15 protein-coding genes, 1 pseudogene and 1 other annotated feature are annotated in these 16845 nt (G+C 58.7%); of the genes and pseudogenes, 10 read left to right on the top strand and 6 right to left on the bottom strand.

The window, feature by feature from the left end:
* Positions 1-20: 20 nt before the first annotated feature.
* The gene (locus ACGHP1_RS02635) at positions 21-395 is read left to right on the top strand and encodes a RidA family protein (RefSeq protein ID WP_097774035.1); all 375 of its coding nucleotides are present in this window, start codon (positions 21-23) and stop codon (positions 393-395) included.
* A 76-nt stretch (positions 396-471) separates the two neighbouring features.
* On the opposite strand, the gene ACGHP1_RS02640 is transcribed toward ACGHP1_RS02635, so the two are convergent.
* Positions 472-1272, bottom strand: coding sequence for an SDR family NAD(P)-dependent oxidoreductase (locus ACGHP1_RS02640; RefSeq protein WP_044953736.1), 801 nt, complete (start codon positions 1270-1272; stop codon positions 472-474).
* A 192-nt stretch (positions 1273-1464) separates the two neighbouring features.
* The gene (locus tag ACGHP1_RS02645) at positions 1465-2682 is read right to left on the bottom strand and encodes an ATP-binding protein (RefSeq protein WP_207699117.1); all 1218 of its coding nucleotides are present in this window, start codon (positions 2680-2682) and stop codon (positions 1465-1467) included.
* A gap of 169 nt (positions 2683-2851) precedes the next feature.
* Positions 2852-3110, top strand: a binding site (T-box leader).
* Between the two features lie 92 nt (positions 3111-3202).
* On the opposite strand from ACGHP1_RS02645, the gene ilvB reads away from it, so the two are divergent.
* From ilvB to ilvD, 4 genes are all read left to right on the top strand, one after another.
* Positions 3203-4867, top strand: coding sequence for a biosynthetic-type acetolactate synthase large subunit (gene ilvB / locus ACGHP1_RS02650; protein WP_390507573.1), 1665 nt, complete (start codon positions 3203-3205; stop codon positions 4865-4867).
* 15 nt (positions 4868-4882) lie between these two features.
* Entirely contained in the window at positions 4883-5455 is a 573-nt protein-coding gene (gene ilvN, locus ACGHP1_RS02655; RefSeq protein ID WP_118529110.1) for an acetolactate synthase small subunit, read from the top strand.
* 86 nt (positions 5456-5541) lie between these two features.
* Complete coding sequence (gene ilvC / locus ACGHP1_RS02660) at positions 5542-6561, top strand: ketol-acid reductoisomerase (RefSeq protein ID WP_097774032.1); 1020 nt, start codon at positions 5542-5544, stop codon at positions 6559-6561.
* A 168-nt stretch (positions 6562-6729) separates the two neighbouring features.
* Positions 6730-8388 (top strand): dihydroxy-acid dehydratase, encoded by a 1659-nt coding sequence (gene ilvD, locus ACGHP1_RS02665; protein WP_097774031.1) that lies wholly within the window; start codon positions 6730-6732, stop codon positions 8386-8388.
* A 124-nt stretch (positions 8389-8512) separates the two neighbouring features.
* On the opposite strand, the pseudogene ACGHP1_RS02670 reads toward ilvD, so the two are convergent.
* Together ACGHP1_RS02670 and ACGHP1_RS02675 are read right to left on the bottom strand one after the other, a co-directional pair.
* Positions 8513-9193: pseudogene (locus tag ACGHP1_RS02670) on the bottom strand (sugar transferase).
* 281 nt (positions 9194-9474) lie between these two features.
* Entirely contained in the window at positions 9475-10692 is a 1218-nt protein-coding gene (locus ACGHP1_RS02675) for an FtsW/RodA/SpoVE family cell cycle protein (protein WP_223388173.1), read from the bottom strand.
* A gap of 296 nt (positions 10693-10988) precedes the next feature.
* On the opposite strand from ACGHP1_RS02675, the gene ACGHP1_RS02680 reads away from it, so the two are divergent.
* From ACGHP1_RS02680 to upp, 5 genes are all read left to right on the top strand, one after another.
* On the top strand, positions 10989-12164 hold the full coding sequence (locus ACGHP1_RS02680; RefSeq protein ID WP_390507577.1) for a hypothetical protein: 1176 nt from the start codon (positions 10989-10991) through the stop codon (positions 12162-12164).
* Positions 12165-12262: 98 nt separating this feature from the next.
* Positions 12263-12688 carry a tRNA (adenosine(37)-N6)-threonylcarbamoyltransferase complex ATPase subunit type 1 TsaE gene (gene tsaE, locus ACGHP1_RS02685; protein ID WP_005942237.1) on the top strand — a complete coding sequence of 142 codons (426 nt, stop codon included), beginning with the start codon at positions 12263-12265 and terminating at the stop codon, positions 12686-12688.
* Positions 12685-13413, top strand: coding sequence for a tRNA (adenosine(37)-N6)-threonylcarbamoyltransferase complex dimerization subunit type 1 TsaB (gene tsaB / locus ACGHP1_RS02690; protein ID WP_390507579.1), 729 nt, complete (start codon positions 12685-12687; stop codon positions 13411-13413). The genes tsaE and tsaB overlap by 4 nt, the downstream gene beginning before the upstream one ends.
* Before the next feature lie 33 nt (positions 13414-13446).
* Positions 13447-13893, top strand: a complete 447-nt coding sequence (rpiB, locus tag ACGHP1_RS02695; RefSeq protein WP_005942243.1) for a ribose 5-phosphate isomerase B — start codon at positions 13447-13449, stop codon at positions 13891-13893.
* A 364-nt stretch (positions 13894-14257) separates the two neighbouring features.
* On the top strand, positions 14258-14884 hold the full coding sequence (gene upp, locus ACGHP1_RS02700) for a uracil phosphoribosyltransferase (protein ID WP_005942246.1): 627 nt from the start codon (positions 14258-14260) through the stop codon (positions 14882-14884).
* 202 nt (positions 14885-15086) lie between these two features.
* On the opposite strand, the gene leuB is transcribed toward upp, so the two are convergent.
* Both leuB and leuD read right to left on the bottom strand, forming a co-directional pair.
* On the bottom strand, positions 15087-16160 hold the full coding sequence (leuB, locus tag ACGHP1_RS02705) for a 3-isopropylmalate dehydrogenase (RefSeq protein ID WP_390507582.1): 1074 nt from the start codon (positions 16158-16160) through the stop codon (positions 15087-15089).
* Between the two features lie 185 nt (positions 16161-16345).
* The gene (gene leuD, locus ACGHP1_RS02710; RefSeq protein ID WP_005942253.1) at positions 16346-16837 is read right to left on the bottom strand and encodes a 3-isopropylmalate dehydratase small subunit; all 492 of its coding nucleotides are present in this window, start codon (positions 16835-16837) and stop codon (positions 16346-16348) included.
* Positions 16838-16845: the final 8 nt, after the last annotated feature.

The raw sequence follows: 16845 nt of genomic DNA on the forward strand, positions 1-16845 counted from the left end.
AAAGAAAGGAACGTTTTATCATGAAAGTCGTTTCCACTTCCAACGCACCCGCAGCCATCGGCCCTTACAGCCAGGCGATCGATCTGGGCAATATGGTGTTTGTTTCCGGCCAGATCCCGGTAGACCCTGCTACCGGCAAGATGGCCGATACGGTTGAAGAGCAGGCTGCACAGAGCCTTGCAAACCTCAAGGCCATTCTGGCCGAGGCTGGCCTTTCCATGGCAAATGTGGTCAAGACTGTCATCTTCCTTGCTGACATCAACGATTTTGCCGCTGTGAACGCCGTGTATGCCAAAGCATTTGCAGAGCCGTTCCCCGCCCGCAGCTGTGTGCAGGTGGCGGCCATCCCCAAGGGCGCAAAGCTGGAGATCGAGTGCATCGCCGTGCGCGAATAATCAGGCCTAAACATAAAAGGGGCTGTGCCGCTGGCACAGCCCCTTTTGCATGTATGAGGAAGAATGAGAACAGCAATTACGGGCGCAGACCCATGCCGCCCTCCAGCGTGAGGGTCTCGCCGGACAGATACTTGAAGTCCGGCATGGCCAGCTGCACGCATACCCGGCCGATCTCGGTCTCGGGGTTGGCATAGTGGCCCATGGGCGGCATCTTGACGTTGGCTTTGAACGCATCCGGGTATGCCTGCTGGAACTGCTCCAGCTTGGCGGTCCAGGCCAGCGGACAGATCACGTTGACATTGATGCCATCCTTGCCCCACTCGGTAGCGGCCACGCGGGACAGGCCGCGGATGCCCTCCTTGGCGGCAGCGTAGGAGCACTGGCCGAAGTTGCCAAACAAGCCTGCACCGGATGCAAAGTTGATCACGCTGCCCTTGGACTTGGCCAGATAGGGATAGCAGGCCTTCATATAGTAAAATGCAGCGTACAGGCCGGAATAAAGGGCCAGATCAAACTGCTCGGTGGTGTGCTCTGCCAGCGGCACGCCGGAAGCGGATGCCTGTGCGTTGTTCACCAGCACTTGAATGCCGCCAAAGGTATCCACAGCCTGATTGACGACATTTTGCACGGTGGCTTCGTTGTCGGTGCCTGCACACACATCTGCCTGCACCGGCAGAACGCGGATGCCATACTTGGCTTCCAGCTCGTTTTTTGCCTCTTCCAGTTTTTTCACATTACGGCCAGTGATGACCAGATTTGCGCCCTCTTTTGCAAAGGCGGTGGCAATGCCATAGCCGATGGAGCCGCAGCTGCCATCGGAAAGTACGGCGCGGCCTGCGCCGGTGATGATAGCGGTCTTACCCGTTAAAAAGCCCATAGTTGCCCTCCAGAAGTGCTCAATTGGCTGATGTTGGCCATATTATAGCCTGAATTTCAATAGAATGCAAGGCTTTTTACCGATAAATAAAAAATAGACAAAGAATGCCGAGAAGGTGAAAAAATTCACGACTTCTCGGCATTTTGTGAAAGATTTGTCAGAGACTTTGATGTTAAAATAAAGACAAACTAATTACTTCTGCACGCCCGCCTCGCACTGCTCAATAAACTGCTTTGCCACGCGGGGGCTGCGGCCGCCGGCGCGGATGGCAAAGGCTTCGGCTTTGACCAGCAGCTGATCCATCGGCATGTCGATGCCGTGCTGCTTTGCCAGTTCGGCCAGAATGGTCTCAAACCGGGCCTTCTCCGGCCGCTGGAAAGTGACCGTCAGGCCGAACCGGGCCGAAAGGCTCATCAGCTCCTGCCGGGTATCGGCTTCATGGATGTCGTCGCCGGTGCGGTCGGTCAGTGTTTCTTTAATAAGGTGGCGGCGGTTGGAGGTGGCGTATACCGCAATGTTCTTGGCCCGGCCGCCCACGCTGCCCTCCAGAATGGCCTTGAGCGCGGCAAAGTTGTCGTCGTTGGCGGTAAAGCTCAGGTCGTCGATGAACAGGATGAATTTGAGCGGGTTCGCGGCCAGCTTGTCCATCAGATCCGGGATCTGGTAGAGCTGGTTCTTCTTCACTTCCACCAGCCGCAGGCCTTCAGGAGCAAACTCATTGGCAATGGCTTTCACCGCACTGGATTTGCCGGTGCCGGCGTCACCGTACAGCAGCACATTGTTGGCGGGCATTCCGGCCAGCAGGGCTTTGGTGTTGGCAATGACCTTTTCCCGCTCCTTTTCGTAGCCGGGCAGCTCGGAAAGGCGCTGGGGGTCCGGGTATTTCACCGGCACCAGATGGCCGTTCTCCACCGTGAACACATGGTGCTTGGCAAACATGCCATAGCCCTTTTTTCCCACCTCGCTCATGCGCTGGGCGTAGGCGGCAGGCAGGTCGATGCCGGAGGTCTCCCACCGGGGCAGGAAAGCCAGCTCCTGCGCCTGCCCTGTGGCAGAACCGGCAGCGGCCAGCAGCTCGTCCAGCGTCAGGCCGCACAGAGCTTGCAGAAAAGCCAGTTCACTGTCCAGCGCGGTCTGCAGTGCAGGGGCAAGGGTGCCCGATGCAGCCTGACGTACGCAGACGGTCTCGGCTTCCAGCACAGCGGCGCTGAGGTAGCTGCCCCAGTTGGTGGTGTGCTCGAACAGTGCGGCTTCAAATTGGGCCACAGCGTCGCACACCGGGCCATAGCCGGGCGCACCGGCTTCCATGCGGTCGGTCAGGTCCACAAGCTTTGCCACAACGGGGTCGTCCAGCAGGCTGCGGAAAACAACAAGCCCGTGCAGCCGGGCATTCCATTCTCTCAATTTCATATTCCTGTCCTCTAGTTGGTCTTAAATTAAACGCGCAGGCGCGCATATCAGAAGTATACAGCGCATTGTGCTATGGCGCAAGAGGTGTTCAATTAACTTCATGTTTGGGGTGATTCAGGTTACAAATTGTCGATTGACAAAAGGCCGATTTATAGTATAATTTACATCAACAAATGCGCAGATGGGAAAAAGTACCACACGATCCCCACTGTTCAGAGAGCTGCCGTCTGGTGCAAGGCAGTCAGTGCTTCGTGCGGAAAATCATCCCGGAGCAGCCTGCCCAACGGGTGCAAAACCCTTGTAAGCAGCGCCGGTTGCAGCCGTTACCGTGCAGGGCTTTGTTGGAAGCCCGTGAGAGGGTGTGCACAGCACGCCAACGAGAGTGGTACCGCAGAGAGCTTGATGATCACAAGGTCTTTGTCTCTTGATAACAGGGGACAAAGGCCTTTTCTTTTAAAAAGAAGCTCCCCGGGAACGTGTAAAAAGTGGAAAAAGGTTAGGAAAACAGGAGAAACTCACCATGCAGTTGAATGGTTCTCAGATTTTTGTGGAGGTCCTCTGCGAGCAGGGCGTGGACACCCTTTTTGGTTATCCCGGCGGCGCAGTGCTGAACCTTTACGATGAGCTGTACAAAAATTCGGACCGCATCACCCATGTGCTGACGGCACATGAACAGGGCGCGGCCCACGCGGCAGACGGTTATGCCCGTGCCACCGGCCGCACCGGTGTGGTGCTGGCCACCAGCGGCCCGGGTGCCACCAATCTGGTCACCGGCATAGCCACAGCCTATATGGACTCGGTGCCCATGGTGGCCTTCACCGGCAACGTAGCCACGGCGGGCCTTGGCAAGGACGGCTTTCAGGAAGCCTACATTGAGGGCATCACGATGCCCATTACCAAGCACAACTTCACGGTGCGCCGGGTGGAAGAGCTGGCCGATACCATGCGCTCTGCCTTCCGTATTGCACAGAGCGGCCGCAAGGGCCCGGTGCTGGTGGATATCCCCAAGGACGTGACAGCGGCGGTATGCGAGTTCACCCCCAAAAAGCCGGAGCCCATCCGCACCGTTACCACCTTCAACGCGGAGCAGGTCAAGTGGGCAGCGGATCTTATCAATGCGGCCCAGCGACCGCTGGTCTACTTTGGCGGCGGCGTGCGCAGCGCAGCCTCCTGCCAGCCGCTGCGTGATCTGCTGCACAAGGCAGAGATCCCGGCCACCTACACCCTGATGGCCGCAGGCGTTGTGCCCTACGGCGACCCGATGAACATTGGCATGGTGGGTATGCACGGCTGTTACACCTCCAATCGTGCCGTGGCCGACTGCGATGTGCTGATCGCGGTGGGTACCCGCTTCTCGGACCGTGTGGCCCTGAACCCCAAGACCTTTGCAAAGAATGCCACCATCATCCAGATCGACATCGACCCCAGTGAGCTGGGCAAGAATGTGGAGGTCGATCTTTCCATCGTGGGCGATGCCGCTTACGTGCTGAACGCCATGCTGCCGCAGATCGAGGAAAAGAAGCATCCCGACTGGATGAAGATGATCCATGAGTGGCAGGCACAGGATTACCACCCGGTGTCCGACCCCACCCGCCTGATGCCCCATCAGGTGATCGGCGAGGTGTGCAACCAGTGCGGCCCGGAGGCCGTGTATGTGACCGATGTGGGCCAGCACCAGATGTGGGCGGCACAGTACCTGCGCCACGCCAAGAGCCGCGGCTTTATCACCAGCGGCGGTCTGGGTACCATGGGCTTTGGCTACGGTGCCGCCATCGGCGCACAGATGGCTCTGGGCCGCGACCAGCGGGTGGTCATGTTTACCGGCGACGGCTCTTTCCACATGAACCTGAACGAGGCCTGCACCGCCGTGAGCTATGAGCTGCCCATCATCACTGTGATCTTTAACAACTCGGTGCTGGGCATGGTGCGCCAGTGGCAGACCACCTTCTACGAAAAGCGCTACAGCCAGACCGACCCCCACCGCAAGACGGACTTCGTCAAGCTGGCAGACGGCTTTGGCCTGAAGGGCTACCGCTGCACTAACCTGCCGGAGTTCCAGACTGCCTTTGCCGATGCAATGAAGCAGAAAGGCCCTACTTGGATCGAGTGCATCATCGATAAGGACGAAAAGGTGCTGCCCATGATCCCCGGCGGCGGCGACATCAACGATATCATCATGGAATAAGGAGGGCACAGCAATATGGAATCCAACAAGCGCAGGGTCATCAGCCTGCTGGTGGACAACCAGAGCGGTGTTCTGGCCCGTGTGTCCAACCTGTTCTGCCGCCGCGGCTTCAACATCGACAGCCTGACGGTCTCGGCCACCAACGACCCGGCAGTCAGCCGCATCACCGTGACCATTACCAGCGATGACAAGGCCCTCAAGCAGCTGATCCTGCAGACCGAACGGCTGGAAGTTACCCGTCAGGTGTTCGTGCTGGACGGCGAAAAATCTCTGGAACGGGAACTGCTGCTGCTGAAGGTAGCATCCGATGTGCACAACCGCAGCGAGCTGCGGGAAATCGCCAGCATCTACAAGGCCAAGATCATCGACCTTTCGCCGGACAGCATGGTGTTCGAGCTGATCGGCAAGCCGGATAAGATCGATGCCTTCCTGAAAATGTTTACAGATTACAAAATTTTGGAGCAGTGCCGCACCGGCGTTACCGCACTGGAGCGCGGCGGGATGCATCAGCATATGCAGAAGCCTCCGCAGGAGGTGCGCGAAGCACAGCTGCCTCTGCCGGGGACCCACTGCCCGGAACGGACCTGAGCTTTTCCGCTCTCAAGGAGCGAAAAAATAAAATGTTTACAATCAGCCACTGAATAAACACAAAACAAAAAAGGAGAACAACTACCATGGCTATCAAGAAATACTACGATTCCGACTGCAACCTCGGCGTGCTGGACGGCAAGACCGTCGCTGTCATCGGCTTCGGCAGCCAGGGCCACGCCCATTCCGAGAACCTGGCCGAGAGCGGCGTGAACGTCGTCGTCGGCCTGCGCAAGGGCTCTGCTCACTGGGAGAAGGCTTCTGAGTTCGCAGCAACTCACGAGAACTTCAAGGTCATGGAAGTGGAAGAAGCTGCCAAGGCCGGCGACGTTGTCATGATGCTGGTGCCCGACGAGCTGTGCGCCGACATCTACAACAAGCAGGTGGCTCCCTACATGACCGAGGGCAAGGCACTGGCCTTTGCACACGGCTTCAACATCCACTTCAAGACCATCACTGCTCCCAAGAATGTGGACGTTATCATGATCGCTCCCAAGGGCCCCGGCCACATCGTCCGCCGCCTGTACACCGAGGGTGAGGGCTGCCCCTCTCTGATCTGCGTGGAGCAGGACTACACCGGCAAGGCTAAGGATATTGCTCTGGCATACGCTTCCGGCATCGGCGCTGGCCGTGCAGGCATCCTGCAGACCACCTTCAAGGAGGAGACCGAGACCGACCTGTTCGGCGAGCAGGCAGTGCTGTGCGGCGGTGTTTCCGAGCTGATCCACGCCGGTTTCGATACGCTGGTGGAAGCTGGCTACGAGCCTGAGATGGCATACTTTGAGACCTGCCACGAGATGAAGCTGATCGTTGACCTGATCAACGAGGGCGGCTTCTCCAAGATGCGTTACTCCATCTCCAACACCGCTGAGTACGGCGACTACCGCACCGGCAAGCGCCTGATCACCGCCGAGACCCGCAAGGAAATGAAGAAGGTTCTGACCGAGATCCAGGACGGCACCTTCGCTTCCGAGTTCCTGACCGAGATGAGCCCCAACGGCGGCCGCAAGGTGCACTTTCTGGCAAAGCGCCGCATGGAAGCAGAGCTGCCCATCGAGAAGGTCGGCGCAGAGCTGCGCGGCATGATGAGCTGGCTGAAGAAGTAAGGGGAAAACCCTCTCAGGCCGCCTTTCGGCGGCCAGCTCCCCCGAAAGGGGGAGCTTTTGTTGAAAGTGAGAACCTTATAGATCCTCCGCAAAAACCTCTCCCCTTCGGGAGAGGTGACACGGCGCAGCCGTGACGGAGAGGGTTTTTGTCAGAAAAGAGGATTTGAAATGAGAAGTGACAACGTGACCAAGGGTTCGGAGCGCGCCCCGAACCGAAGCCTGTTCTACGCACTGGGCTACACCAAGGAAGAGCTGGAGCGCCCGCTGATCGGCGTGGTGAGCGCCTACAGCGAGATCGTGCCCGGCCATATGAATCTGGACAAGATCGCCGATGCCGTCAAGGCCGGCGTTGAGATGGCAGGCGGCACCCCCATCCTGATCCCCGCCATTGGCGTGTGCGACGGCATCGCCATGGGCCATGTGGGCATGAAGTACAGCCTTGCATCCCGTGAGCTGATCTGCGACAGCGTTGAGACCATGCTCATGGCCCACCAGCTGGACGGTCTGGTGCTGGTGCCCAACTGCGATAAGATCGTGCCCGGCATGGTGATGGCAGCGGTGCGCATGGATGTGCCCGCTGTGGTCTGCTCCGGCGGCCCCATGCTGGCCGGTACCTACGGCGGCGAAGAGGTCAGCCTTTCCAAGATGTTCGAGGCTGTGGGTGCCTACAAGGCCGGTATGATCACCGAGGATCAGCTGGAAGACTGCACCTGCAACTGCTGCCCCAGCTGCGGCAGCTGCTCCGGCATGTACACCGCCAACAGCATGAACTGCCTGTGCGAGGCCATCGGCATCGCACTGCCCGGCAACGGCACCATTCCTGCCGTCTACTCCAAGCGTCTGCAGCTGGCAAAGCACGCCGGTATGGCCATTATGGATATGGTCAAGAAGGGCATCACCGCACGCCAGATCATCAACGAGCGCTCCATCCGCAACGCTCTGACCTGCGATATGGCTCTGGGCTGCTCCACCAACACCGTGCTGCACCTGCTGGCCATCGCTTATGAGGCTGGTGTGCCCATCGACCTGAAGCTGTTCAATGAGATCAGCGCCAAGACCCCGAACCTGTGCCATCTGGCACCGGCCGGCCCCACCCACATGCCGGACCTGTACGCCGCAGGCGGCATCCCCGCCGTGCAGGCAGAGCTGGCCAAGAAGGGCCTGCTGGATCTGGATGTGCCTACCGTTACCGGCAAGACGCTGGGCGAGAACATCAAGGGCGCACACATCCTGAACGACAAGGCCATCCGTCCCATCGACAACCCCTACTCCCAGACCGGCGGTCTGCAGATCCTGTGGGGCAACATTGCACCGGACGGCTGTGTGGTCAAGCGCAGCGCCGTGGCCCCCGAGATGCAGCAGCATTCCGGCCCGGCCCGCGTGTTCAACAGCGAGGATGAGGCTATTGCCGCCATCTACGCAGGTAAGATCGTCCCGGGCGATGTGGTGGTCATCCGCTACGAAGGCCCCAAGGGAGGCCCCGGCATGCGTGAGATGCTGAACCCCACCTCCGCACTGGCCGGCATGAAGCTGGACAAGACCGTGGCCCTCATCACCGATGGCCGCTTCTCCGGCGCAAGCCGCGGCGCAGCCATTGGCCATGTCAGCCCGGAGGCTGCTTCCGGCGGCCCCATCGGCCTGATCGAGGAGGGAGATACCATCAACATTGATATCCCCAATGCCTCCATCACGCTGGAGGTCAGCGACGAAGTTCTGGCCCAGCGCAAGGCAAAGTATGTTGCACCCGAACCCAACATCAAGACCGGCTGGCTCAGCCGCTATGCACGCATGGTCACCAGTGCAAATCTGGGCGCCGTGCTGAAGTAATTTGATGATTTAAGCAAAAACAGAGGGACGACCCCGCGTCGTTCCTCTGTTTTTTTCCTGCAGGCCTATAGATAAAAAAGAAAGCGACAAAGCAGACAGGCTTCGTCACTTCTCAGGCAAAAATTTATTCTCCGTGGCCGAACAGCACCGCACGGAAGGTTGCAAAGATGATCTTCCAGTCCACCAGGAAGCTGCGTTCCTTGACATACTTCACATCCAGCGCCATCCACTCCTCAAAGCTCAGCTGGTTGCGGTGCGGGGCGATCTGCCAGTAGCAGCTCAGGCCCGGTGTCACGTACAGCCGCTGCCATTCATAGGGCGTGTACTGGGCCACCTCACGGGGCAGCGCCGGGCGCGGACCCACAATGCTCATATCGCCCATGAGGATGTTCACCAGCTGAGGCAGCTCGTCGATGCTGGTCTTGCGGATGAAATGGCCCACCCGGGTGATGCGGGGATCGTCCTTCATCTAGAACACCGGGCCGTCCATCTCGTTGTCCTGCAGCAGATCGTTGAGCTTGCTCTCAGCGTTCGGGCACATGGAACGGAACTTGTACAGCCGGAACAGCTTGCCGTTGCGGCCCACCCGCAGCTGGCTGAACACCGGGCTTGCACCCGGGCTGTCGATCCAGACTGCAATGCAGGTAAGGAGCAGCAGCGGCGAAAGCACCACCAGCGCCAGCAGAGAAAAGAAGATATCCTGTGCGCGGCGCACACACCAGTAGGCGCGGTGCTCGTGAAGATTCGTCTTACGATCGATCGTAATCGGCTTGCGGATGCCAAGCTCTGCGCCGGGCTCCTCCATCCAACCGGTCTGCAGCCAGTATTCCGCTTCTGGCGCAGTGGTTACAGTTGTCATACTTAGATTCACTCCATTGATCCTATAACATGAAAACAGGAGAGCCCCAAACTCTCCCACACAGTTATTGCACCTATTGCACAATAAAACTGCAAACTTCTGTACAATTTTACCATGTGTACAGGCGGATTGCAAGAGAGTTGAACCATTTTTTGTCTGGTATATCAGAAAAAAACCGGATCACAGAGGTGGAAAACGATGAACAGACAGACCGGTGCGCCAGAGCCTTACCCGAACAGGCTCTTTGTATTGTGCATATATACGGAAAGGACTAATCCGACGCAGATATACAGCATCAGCACCGAGCTGCCGCCCGCAGAATAGAAGGGCAGGGTAACGCCGATGACCGGCAGCACCCGCAGGTTCATGCCTACATTCACGGCGATCTGAGCCATCAGAGCACCGCCGATGCCGGCGCAGATATAGCTGCCCAGCAGGTCCTCGCTGCGCGCACCGGTGGCAAAGGTCTTGATCACCAGTGCCAGCAGTGCCCCCAGCACGATGCACAGGCCCACAAAGCCAATGACATTGCCCATCCAGCTGAGAATAAAGTCGTTGTGGGCATTGGGCACGCTGTAGTACCGGCCGCTGAACAGGCCGTTGCCGAAGATGCCGCCGGAGCCGATGGCGATCTCGCCGCGCTGCTGCTGGTAGATGATGTTTTTCCAGGTGGCTTCGTTGGGTGCCCAGCCGGTGGAATTCTCCGGGTCGATAACGGCCAGAATGCGGTACCACTGGTAGCCCTTGCCGATCTTATCGCTGAAAAAGGCAAACGCCGCCGCCACGGCCACAGCTGCTGCCGAAATGGCACCGATGATATACTTCCAGCTCAGGCCCGCTGCAAACATCATGCAGCAGCCGATGATGGCGTAGATGATGGCGGTGCCGTCGTCGCCCTGAATGTGGATGATAAGGATGGGCACGGCCAGATGCAGCAGAAGCTTTACCAGCTCCTTTGGCTCGTTGATGCGGCTGCGCACATTGTTCAGGTGCATGGCAAAGGTAAGGATAAAGCTGATCTTTGCCAGCTCCGTGGGCTGGAAGGTAAAGCCGCCCAGCTTGTACCAGGAGTAGTTGTCGGTGTCACCGGCGTTGAAGCCGATGGTCAGCGGGCCGATGGCCACATTGCGGATGAACAGCGTGGGCAGCACCAGACCCCATGTCAGGGCTACATGCACCGGCCACACCTTGACAAGGCTGCGGTAGTCGATGCAGGAGAGCAGCAGCGCGATCACGATGCCAAGCACCGCCGCACCGGCCTGCACCAGCGCGCGGCGGTAATCGCCGATGCCGGTAATGGCACCAGTGATCTCGTCCGTGGCAAAGCCGTTGCCCTGCTTTGCGGCCCAGGAGGCAAGAGCCACCACCGCCATGGTGCTGCTGAAGATGCACAGCAGCAGATAGATCTTATCCGTTCGTTTAAAATATTGTCGAATGCTTTCCAAGAAAGCACCACCTTTCGTTCCCAGATGCACACCGGGTTTTGCCGCTGCAGCGGGCAATACCAACCCAGTTTATCCTATTATACACAGCCTGCACACCGTTTGCAATCCACCGGGTGTGACAGCTTTGCAAAATCCGCACGAATGCTTGACAAAGCAGACCGCACCATCTACAATGAAGGTGCAGCAGAAAGCTCCTTTGCAGAGCGCCTGCCGCGCAAAGAAAATGGCAGGAAGATGCCTGCTGGAAAAGGGCGGCGTGCCGCATTGGGCGGCAGATATGCCCGGAGGAAATGGGAATGGAACACGATATGCTCCGCCGTTTTGGGTGTGCATTGTGCGCTCTGGCTTTCGCGCTCACAGCGCTGCCCACAGCGGCTTTTGCACAGCAGCCGGAAGAACAGGCGGCTGTGCAGCAGAGCCTTTCGGCCACAGATGTGCGCGAGATGCAGCAGGCAGATGCTGCTGTGACCGCACTGACCGGAGGCAGCGACTATGCACAGATGACCGAGGGCGAGCGCACAGATGCTGCTTTGCAGCAGCTGGATGCGCTGACCGCACAGGGCCTTGTGAAGCAGGGGTCTGTCTACACCGATGCCGAAAACGGCATAATCAGCTTTACCTACAGCTGCGGCGCGCTGGGCGGCATCTTGCTTACCGACCCGGAGGAGGAGAACACCGCAGCCCTGCCGGAGCTGGACGAGAGCCAGCTGCAGGAGCTGGCAGAGAACAAGCGGGTGGGCACGGCGGCGATTTATTATGCGTTTGACAACACGATCAACAGCACCCGCTACCCGTATTATGCCTACATGCAGACCTATTGGGATTCGGTGGGCCTGCAGACGGATCTGGATACCACCGTTACTGTATCCGACCTGCGCAGGATGGGCCGTTACGACCTGTGCATCCTGAGCACCCACGGCGCGTACTACACCTATGAATACGGCTGGCTGTTCAAAAAGACCACCACGGAACCGCTGATCCTGCTGACCGAGAGATCGGATTTCTGGAGCGATCTGCGCTATGGCTTTGACCTGCTGGCCCACCGCGTGGTCAAGGTGAACGGTATGTATGCCGTCAACGGCGATTTCTTCCGCAGTGCCTACCGCGGCAATGGCATCGTGCTCAGCGAGACCTGCGAGTTCTACGGCAAGAACGGCCATGTGGACACCTCTATGGCAGACGGCCTGCTGGCAGGCGGTGCCAAGGCGGTGATGGGCTATGTGAACAATGTCTACTCGGTGTATTCCCGCAGTATGCTGTGGGCCGCTGTAAACCGGATGATCGAGGGCGAAACGCTGGAACAGGCCGTGGACTATGCCAAGAGCATCTACGGCACCGATGATATCATCTGGTACAACGAGCAGGGCGGCAGACGGCCCCATGTGGCGGCATCCTATGCGATGCTCAGCGGAGACCGAAGCGCTGCACTGCCCAACCCCTACACGGCAGCGGATGTGGATGCGGCGGCGTAAGCAACACACGGCATTGCACTTTTGCACAAAGTATATTATACTAAAGGACGGCAGAGCATTCTGCCGTCCCTTTTGCTTTATAAAATGAGGTAAGCTTCATGTCAGAATATATCACCCACTCCCGCGCCGAGACGGTGGCGCTGGGTGCCCGTATGGCCGCAGTGCTGGCACCGGGTTCGCTGGTTGCGTTCACCGGCGGGCTGGGCGCGGGCAAGACCGCTTTTACCGAGGGCCTTGCCGAGGGCCTTGGCTGCACCGACCCGGTGTCCAGCCCAACCTTTGCCATTGTGAACTACTACCGCGGCCCAAAGCCGCTGGCGCACTTTGACCTGTACCGTATTTCCACTGAGAACGACCTGTGTGCTGCAGGCTTTTACGATTATTTGGATCAGGGGGCCATTGTAGCAGCAGAGTGGAGCGAGAACTTTGCAGACCTGCTGGCACTGGAAAACCCCATCCGGGTGGATATCCAGCGCGTGGACGAAAATACCCGCAGGATCACCATTGAGGGGGTAACGCTATGAACATCTTAGCTGTGGATACAGCGGGCAAAACGGCTGGTGTGGCTCTTTTGCAGGATGACCGCCTGCTGTACGAGGTGTATCTGGACGCAGGCATGACCCACAGCGAAACGCTGATGCCCATGATCGACACCTGCCTGAAGATGTGCGGCATGACCTGTGCAGATATTGACTTGTACGGTGTCAACGCAGGCCCCGGCAGTTTTACCGGGCTGCGCATCGGTCTGGCGGCGGTCAAGGGTCTGGCCTTCCCGCGGGAGACGCTGTGCGCACCGGTGTCTACGCTGGAAGCACTGGCCGCAGCCCACACGGGCGAGGGCACCGTGCTGTGTGCACTGGATGCCCGCCGTGCGCAGGTATACAGTGCCGCGTTCGACCTTGCCACCCACGGCCGCCTGCTGGAAGACGATGCCCGGGCGGTGGCAGATCTGGCCGATTTTGTAGAAAATTGCAAAAAGCCCCTGTTTTTTGTTGGTGATGGCGCATCTCTGTGCTATAATAAATACGGCAGTGTGCCGGGCGTGCTGCAGGCACCTGCGGCCCTGCGCGGCGGGCGTGCTGCTGCAGTAGCCCTTGTGGCAAAGCAGATGGCCGAAGCCGGAAAGGCTGTGCTGCCGGAGGCTCTGCTGCCGGACTACCACCGCCTGAGTCAGGCCGAGCGGGAGCGCGCAGAGCGCCTTGCAGCAGAAGCTGCAGCCAATGCCGCCCAAAACAAGGAGCAGGCATAAAACCCTGCGTGACTGAGAGAAAGGAACATTTCCATGGCAAAACCCATTGCACTGGCCGCTGACCACGGCGGATTTGAACTGAAAGAAGCTGTCAAGGCGCATCTGAAGGAGCTGGGGCTGGAATACATCGATTTTGGCACCCATAGCACCGACAGCGTGGATTACCCCGATATGGCCGTGCCCGCCTGCGATGCAGTTGTGAGCGGCGAGTGCAGCAAGGCACTGCTGTTCTGCGGCACCGGCGTGGGCATCAGCATGGCAGCAAACAAGATCAAGGGCATTCGTGCCTGCTGCTGCTCTGACAGCTTCAGCTGCGAGTATACCCGCCGCCATAACGACGCCAATGCTCTGTGCATGGGCGGCCGCGTGGTCGGCCCCGGCCTTGCCTGCCAGCTGGTGGATCTCTTCCTGAATACGGAGTTTGAGGGCGGCCGCCATCAGCGCCGCATCGACAAGCTGACCGCACTGGAGAACCGCTGATTCTAAGGAAAAATATTTTTTGGATTTCGCGTTTGTCGCGGCCCCGACGCTTGTCAGGGCAAAGCCCTTCCATCTGCTATCGCAGATCGCTCGCCTGCTTGAAAGACCCACTGGGGCTTTCATTGCTGCGCAACCGCAGGGCCGCTCCAAACGCATTTTCACGAAAAGGCCATAAGGGAAGATGAATCTTTTCGTTACGACCCTTCCTGTGAAAAAGAGCATTCAAAAAATCCGCAGATTTTTTGAATGCTCAAAATATAAAAATAAAATTTCCACTGACAATGGCGAAGCGTATGCGGAGCTGTTTTAAATCGTAATCTTGGACCCGATAGAGTTATCTATTTAAAATAAGGAGCGTGTTTTTATGACCCCGATGATCGTTGAGCATCCGCTGCTGCAGCACAAGCTGAGCATTCTGCGCAACAAGCAGACCGGCACCAAGGAGTTCCGTGACCTCGTTGGCGAGATCGCGACCCTGCTGTGCTACGAAGCTACCCGTGACCTGCCGCTGGAAGAGGTGGAGATCGAAACACCCATCACCATGGCAAAGACCAAGGTGCTGGCTGGCCGCAAGCTGGCTCTGGTGCCCATCCTGCGCGCAGGCATGGGTATGCTGGACGGTATGCTGACCCTGCTGCCCGCCGCAAAGGTGGGCTTCATCGGCCTGTACCGCGACGAGGAGACCCTGCAGCCCGTGGAGTACTTCTGCAAGCTGCCGCAGGACATTGCAGAGCGTGATGTTCTGGTTCTGGACCCGATGCTGGCCACCGGCGGCAGCGCCATTGATGCCATCACCCAGATCAAGAAGCATGGCGCAAAGCGCATCAAGTTCATCGGCCTGATCGCCGCTCCCGAAGGCATCAAGGCCCTGCACGAGGCACACCCCGATGTGGATATCTACCTCGGCGCACAGGACGACCACCTGAACGAGAACGGCTATATCGTTCCCGGTCTGGGCGACGCAGGCGACCGCATCTACGGCACCAAGTAAATTTGATTGCACACATAACATAAAAGGAGCGGCTCCGCGCGGAGCCGCTCCTTTTGTGTTGTATGAAACCCTCTCAGTCAAAGCCTGATGGCTTTGCCAGCTCTCCCGAAAGGGAGAGCTTTTTGCATCTGACGGAAAGCACCGATAAAGCTCCCCCTTCGGGGGAGCTGTCACCGAAGGTGACTGAGAGGGTTCGTCTTTTTCAGATCTCGGCCAGAATGGCATCGCCCATGGCGGTGCAGCCAAGGCAGGTGCAGCCCTCGCTCATGTTGTCGGCGGTGCGCAGGCCCTTGTCCAGCACCTTGTTCACGGCGGTCTCAATGGCGTCGGCTTCCTCGGTCAGGCCGAAGGAATAGCGCAGCATCATGGCGGCAGACAGGATGCAGGCGGTGGGGTTCACGATGTCTTTGCCCGCAATATCTGGGGCCGAGCCGTGGATGGGCTCATACAGGCCGCGGGTGCCGTCGCCCAGAGAGGAGGACGGGATCATGCCGATGGAGCCGGTGATCATGGAAGCCTCGTCCGACAGGATGTCGCCGAACATGTTCTCGGTAACGATCACGTCGAACTGGGCGGGGTTCTTGACGATCTGCATGGCGCAGTTGTCCACGAACATCTCGCTGTATTCCACATCCGGGTATTCGGCCTGCAGGCGGTGCATCACGCTTCTCCACAGGCGGCTGGTGTCCAAAACGTTTGCCTTGTCCACGCAGCACAGCTTTTTGCGGCGCTTGCGTGCGGTCTCGAAGCCGATGCGGCCGATGCGCTCGATCTCGTGCTCCGAGTAGGGCATGGAGTCGATGGCCTGCTTCTCACCGCTGGCGAGGGTGTGGGTCTCGTGATTGCCAAAGTATACGCCGCCGATCAGCTCACGCACGATGATGAAATCGATGCCCTGTGCCACGATCTCGGGCTTCAGGGGACTGGCAGGAGCCAGCTGCGGCCAGATCTTGGCCGGACGGTTGTTGGAGTACAGGCCCATGCCTGCACGCAGGCGCAGCAGGCCCTTCTCCGGGCGCTGCTCACCGGGCAGGCCCTCCCACTTGGGGCCGCCCACGGCACCCAGCAGGACGCTGTCCGCAGCAAGGCACTTGTCCAGCTCGTGCTGGGGCAGCGGGTCACCGTATTTGTCAATGGCTTCGCCGCCCATGGCAGCGTCGGTGTAGTGGAAGGTGTGGCCGTACTTTTCGGCCACCTTGTCAAGCACGCGGATGGTCTGCTTGACGATCTCCGGGCTGGAGCAGTCGCCCCAGATGACAGCAATGTTTTTTTCCATTGGGAAACTCCTTCTATCGGTTTGAACCCTCTCAGTCAATGCCTGCGGCATTGCCAGCTCCCCCGAAGGGGGAGCTTTTCAGGCGGGTAAGATATTGTTCGTTGTTTATCCTAGAAGAAAATACATTCGGGAAGATGGCAAAAAGCTCGCCCTTTGGGAGAGCTGGCGCGAAGCGCCTGAGAGGGTTACTGCTGCTTCGCCTTGATGGACTTCATCAGTCCACCGGCGGAGATGATCTCCTGAATGAACGGCGGGAAGGGCTCGGCGTGGAACACCTTGCCGTTGGTCTCGTCGGTAATGACACCGGTGTCAAAGTCTACGCTCACGGTGTCGCCCGCATTGATGGCATCCACAGCCTCCGGGCACTCCATGATGGGCAGACCGATGTTGATGCTGTTGCGGTAGAAGATGCGGGCAAAGCTCTTGGCGATCACGACCGAGATGCCGGCGGTCTTGATGCACAGCGGTGCGTGCTCACGGGAGGAGCCGCAGCCGAAGTTCCAGCCGCCCACCATGATGTCGCCGTCCTTCACCTTCTTGACGAAGTCCTTGTCGATGTCCTCCATGCAGTGGCTGGCCAGCTCTTTGGCATCCTGCGTGTTCAGGTGGCGGGCCGGGATGATGACATCGGTATCCACGTTGTCCGGGTATTTGAAAACAGAACCTTTTGCGTTCATTGTTGTGC

The sequence above is a fragment of the Faecalibacterium sp. i21-0019-B1 genome, assembly GCF_042852915.1.
GTDB classification, from domain to species: domain Bacteria; phylum Bacillota; class Clostridia; order Oscillospirales; family Ruminococcaceae; genus Faecalibacterium; species Faecalibacterium taiwanense.

Coding starts and splice junctions, on each gene's coding strand:
- ACGHP1_RS02635 (WP_097774035.1), top strand. CDS start 21: ATGAAAGTCGTTTCCACTTCCAACGCACCCGCAGCCATCGGCCCTTAC.
- ACGHP1_RS02640 (WP_044953736.1), bottom strand. CDS start 1,272: ATGGGCTTTTTAACGGGTAAGACCGCTATCATCACCGGCGCAGGCCGC.
- ACGHP1_RS02645 (WP_207699117.1), bottom strand. CDS start 2,682: ATGAAATTGAGAGAATGGAATGCCCGGCTGCACGGGCTTGTTGTTTTC.
- ilvB (WP_390507573.1), top strand. CDS start 3,203: ATGCAGTTGAATGGTTCTCAGATTTTTGTGGAGGTCCTCTGCGAGCAG.
- ilvN (WP_118529110.1), top strand. CDS start 4,883: ATGGAATCCAACAAGCGCAGGGTCATCAGCCTGCTGGTGGACAACCAG.
- ilvC (WP_097774032.1), top strand. CDS start 5,542: ATGGCTATCAAGAAATACTACGATTCCGACTGCAACCTCGGCGTGCTG.
- ilvD (WP_097774031.1), top strand. CDS start 6,730: ATGAGAAGTGACAACGTGACCAAGGGTTCGGAGCGCGCCCCGAACCGA.
- ACGHP1_RS02680 (WP_390507577.1), top strand. CDS start 10,989: ATGGAACACGATATGCTCCGCCGTTTTGGGTGTGCATTGTGCGCTCTG.
- tsaE (WP_005942237.1), top strand. CDS start 12,263: ATGTCAGAATATATCACCCACTCCCGCGCCGAGACGGTGGCGCTGGGT.
- tsaB (WP_390507579.1), top strand. CDS start 12,685: ATGAACATCTTAGCTGTGGATACAGCGGGCAAAACGGCTGGTGTGGCT.
- rpiB (WP_005942243.1), top strand. CDS start 13,447: ATGGCAAAACCCATTGCACTGGCCGCTGACCACGGCGGATTTGAACTG.
- upp (WP_005942246.1), top strand. CDS start 14,258: ATGACCCCGATGATCGTTGAGCATCCGCTGCTGCAGCACAAGCTGAGC.
- leuB (WP_390507582.1), bottom strand. CDS start 16,160: ATGGAAAAAAACATTGCTGTCATCTGGGGCGACTGCTCCAGCCCGGAG.
- leuD (WP_005942253.1), bottom strand. CDS start 16,837: ATGAACGCAAAAGGTTCTGTTTTCAAATACCCGGACAACGTGGATACC.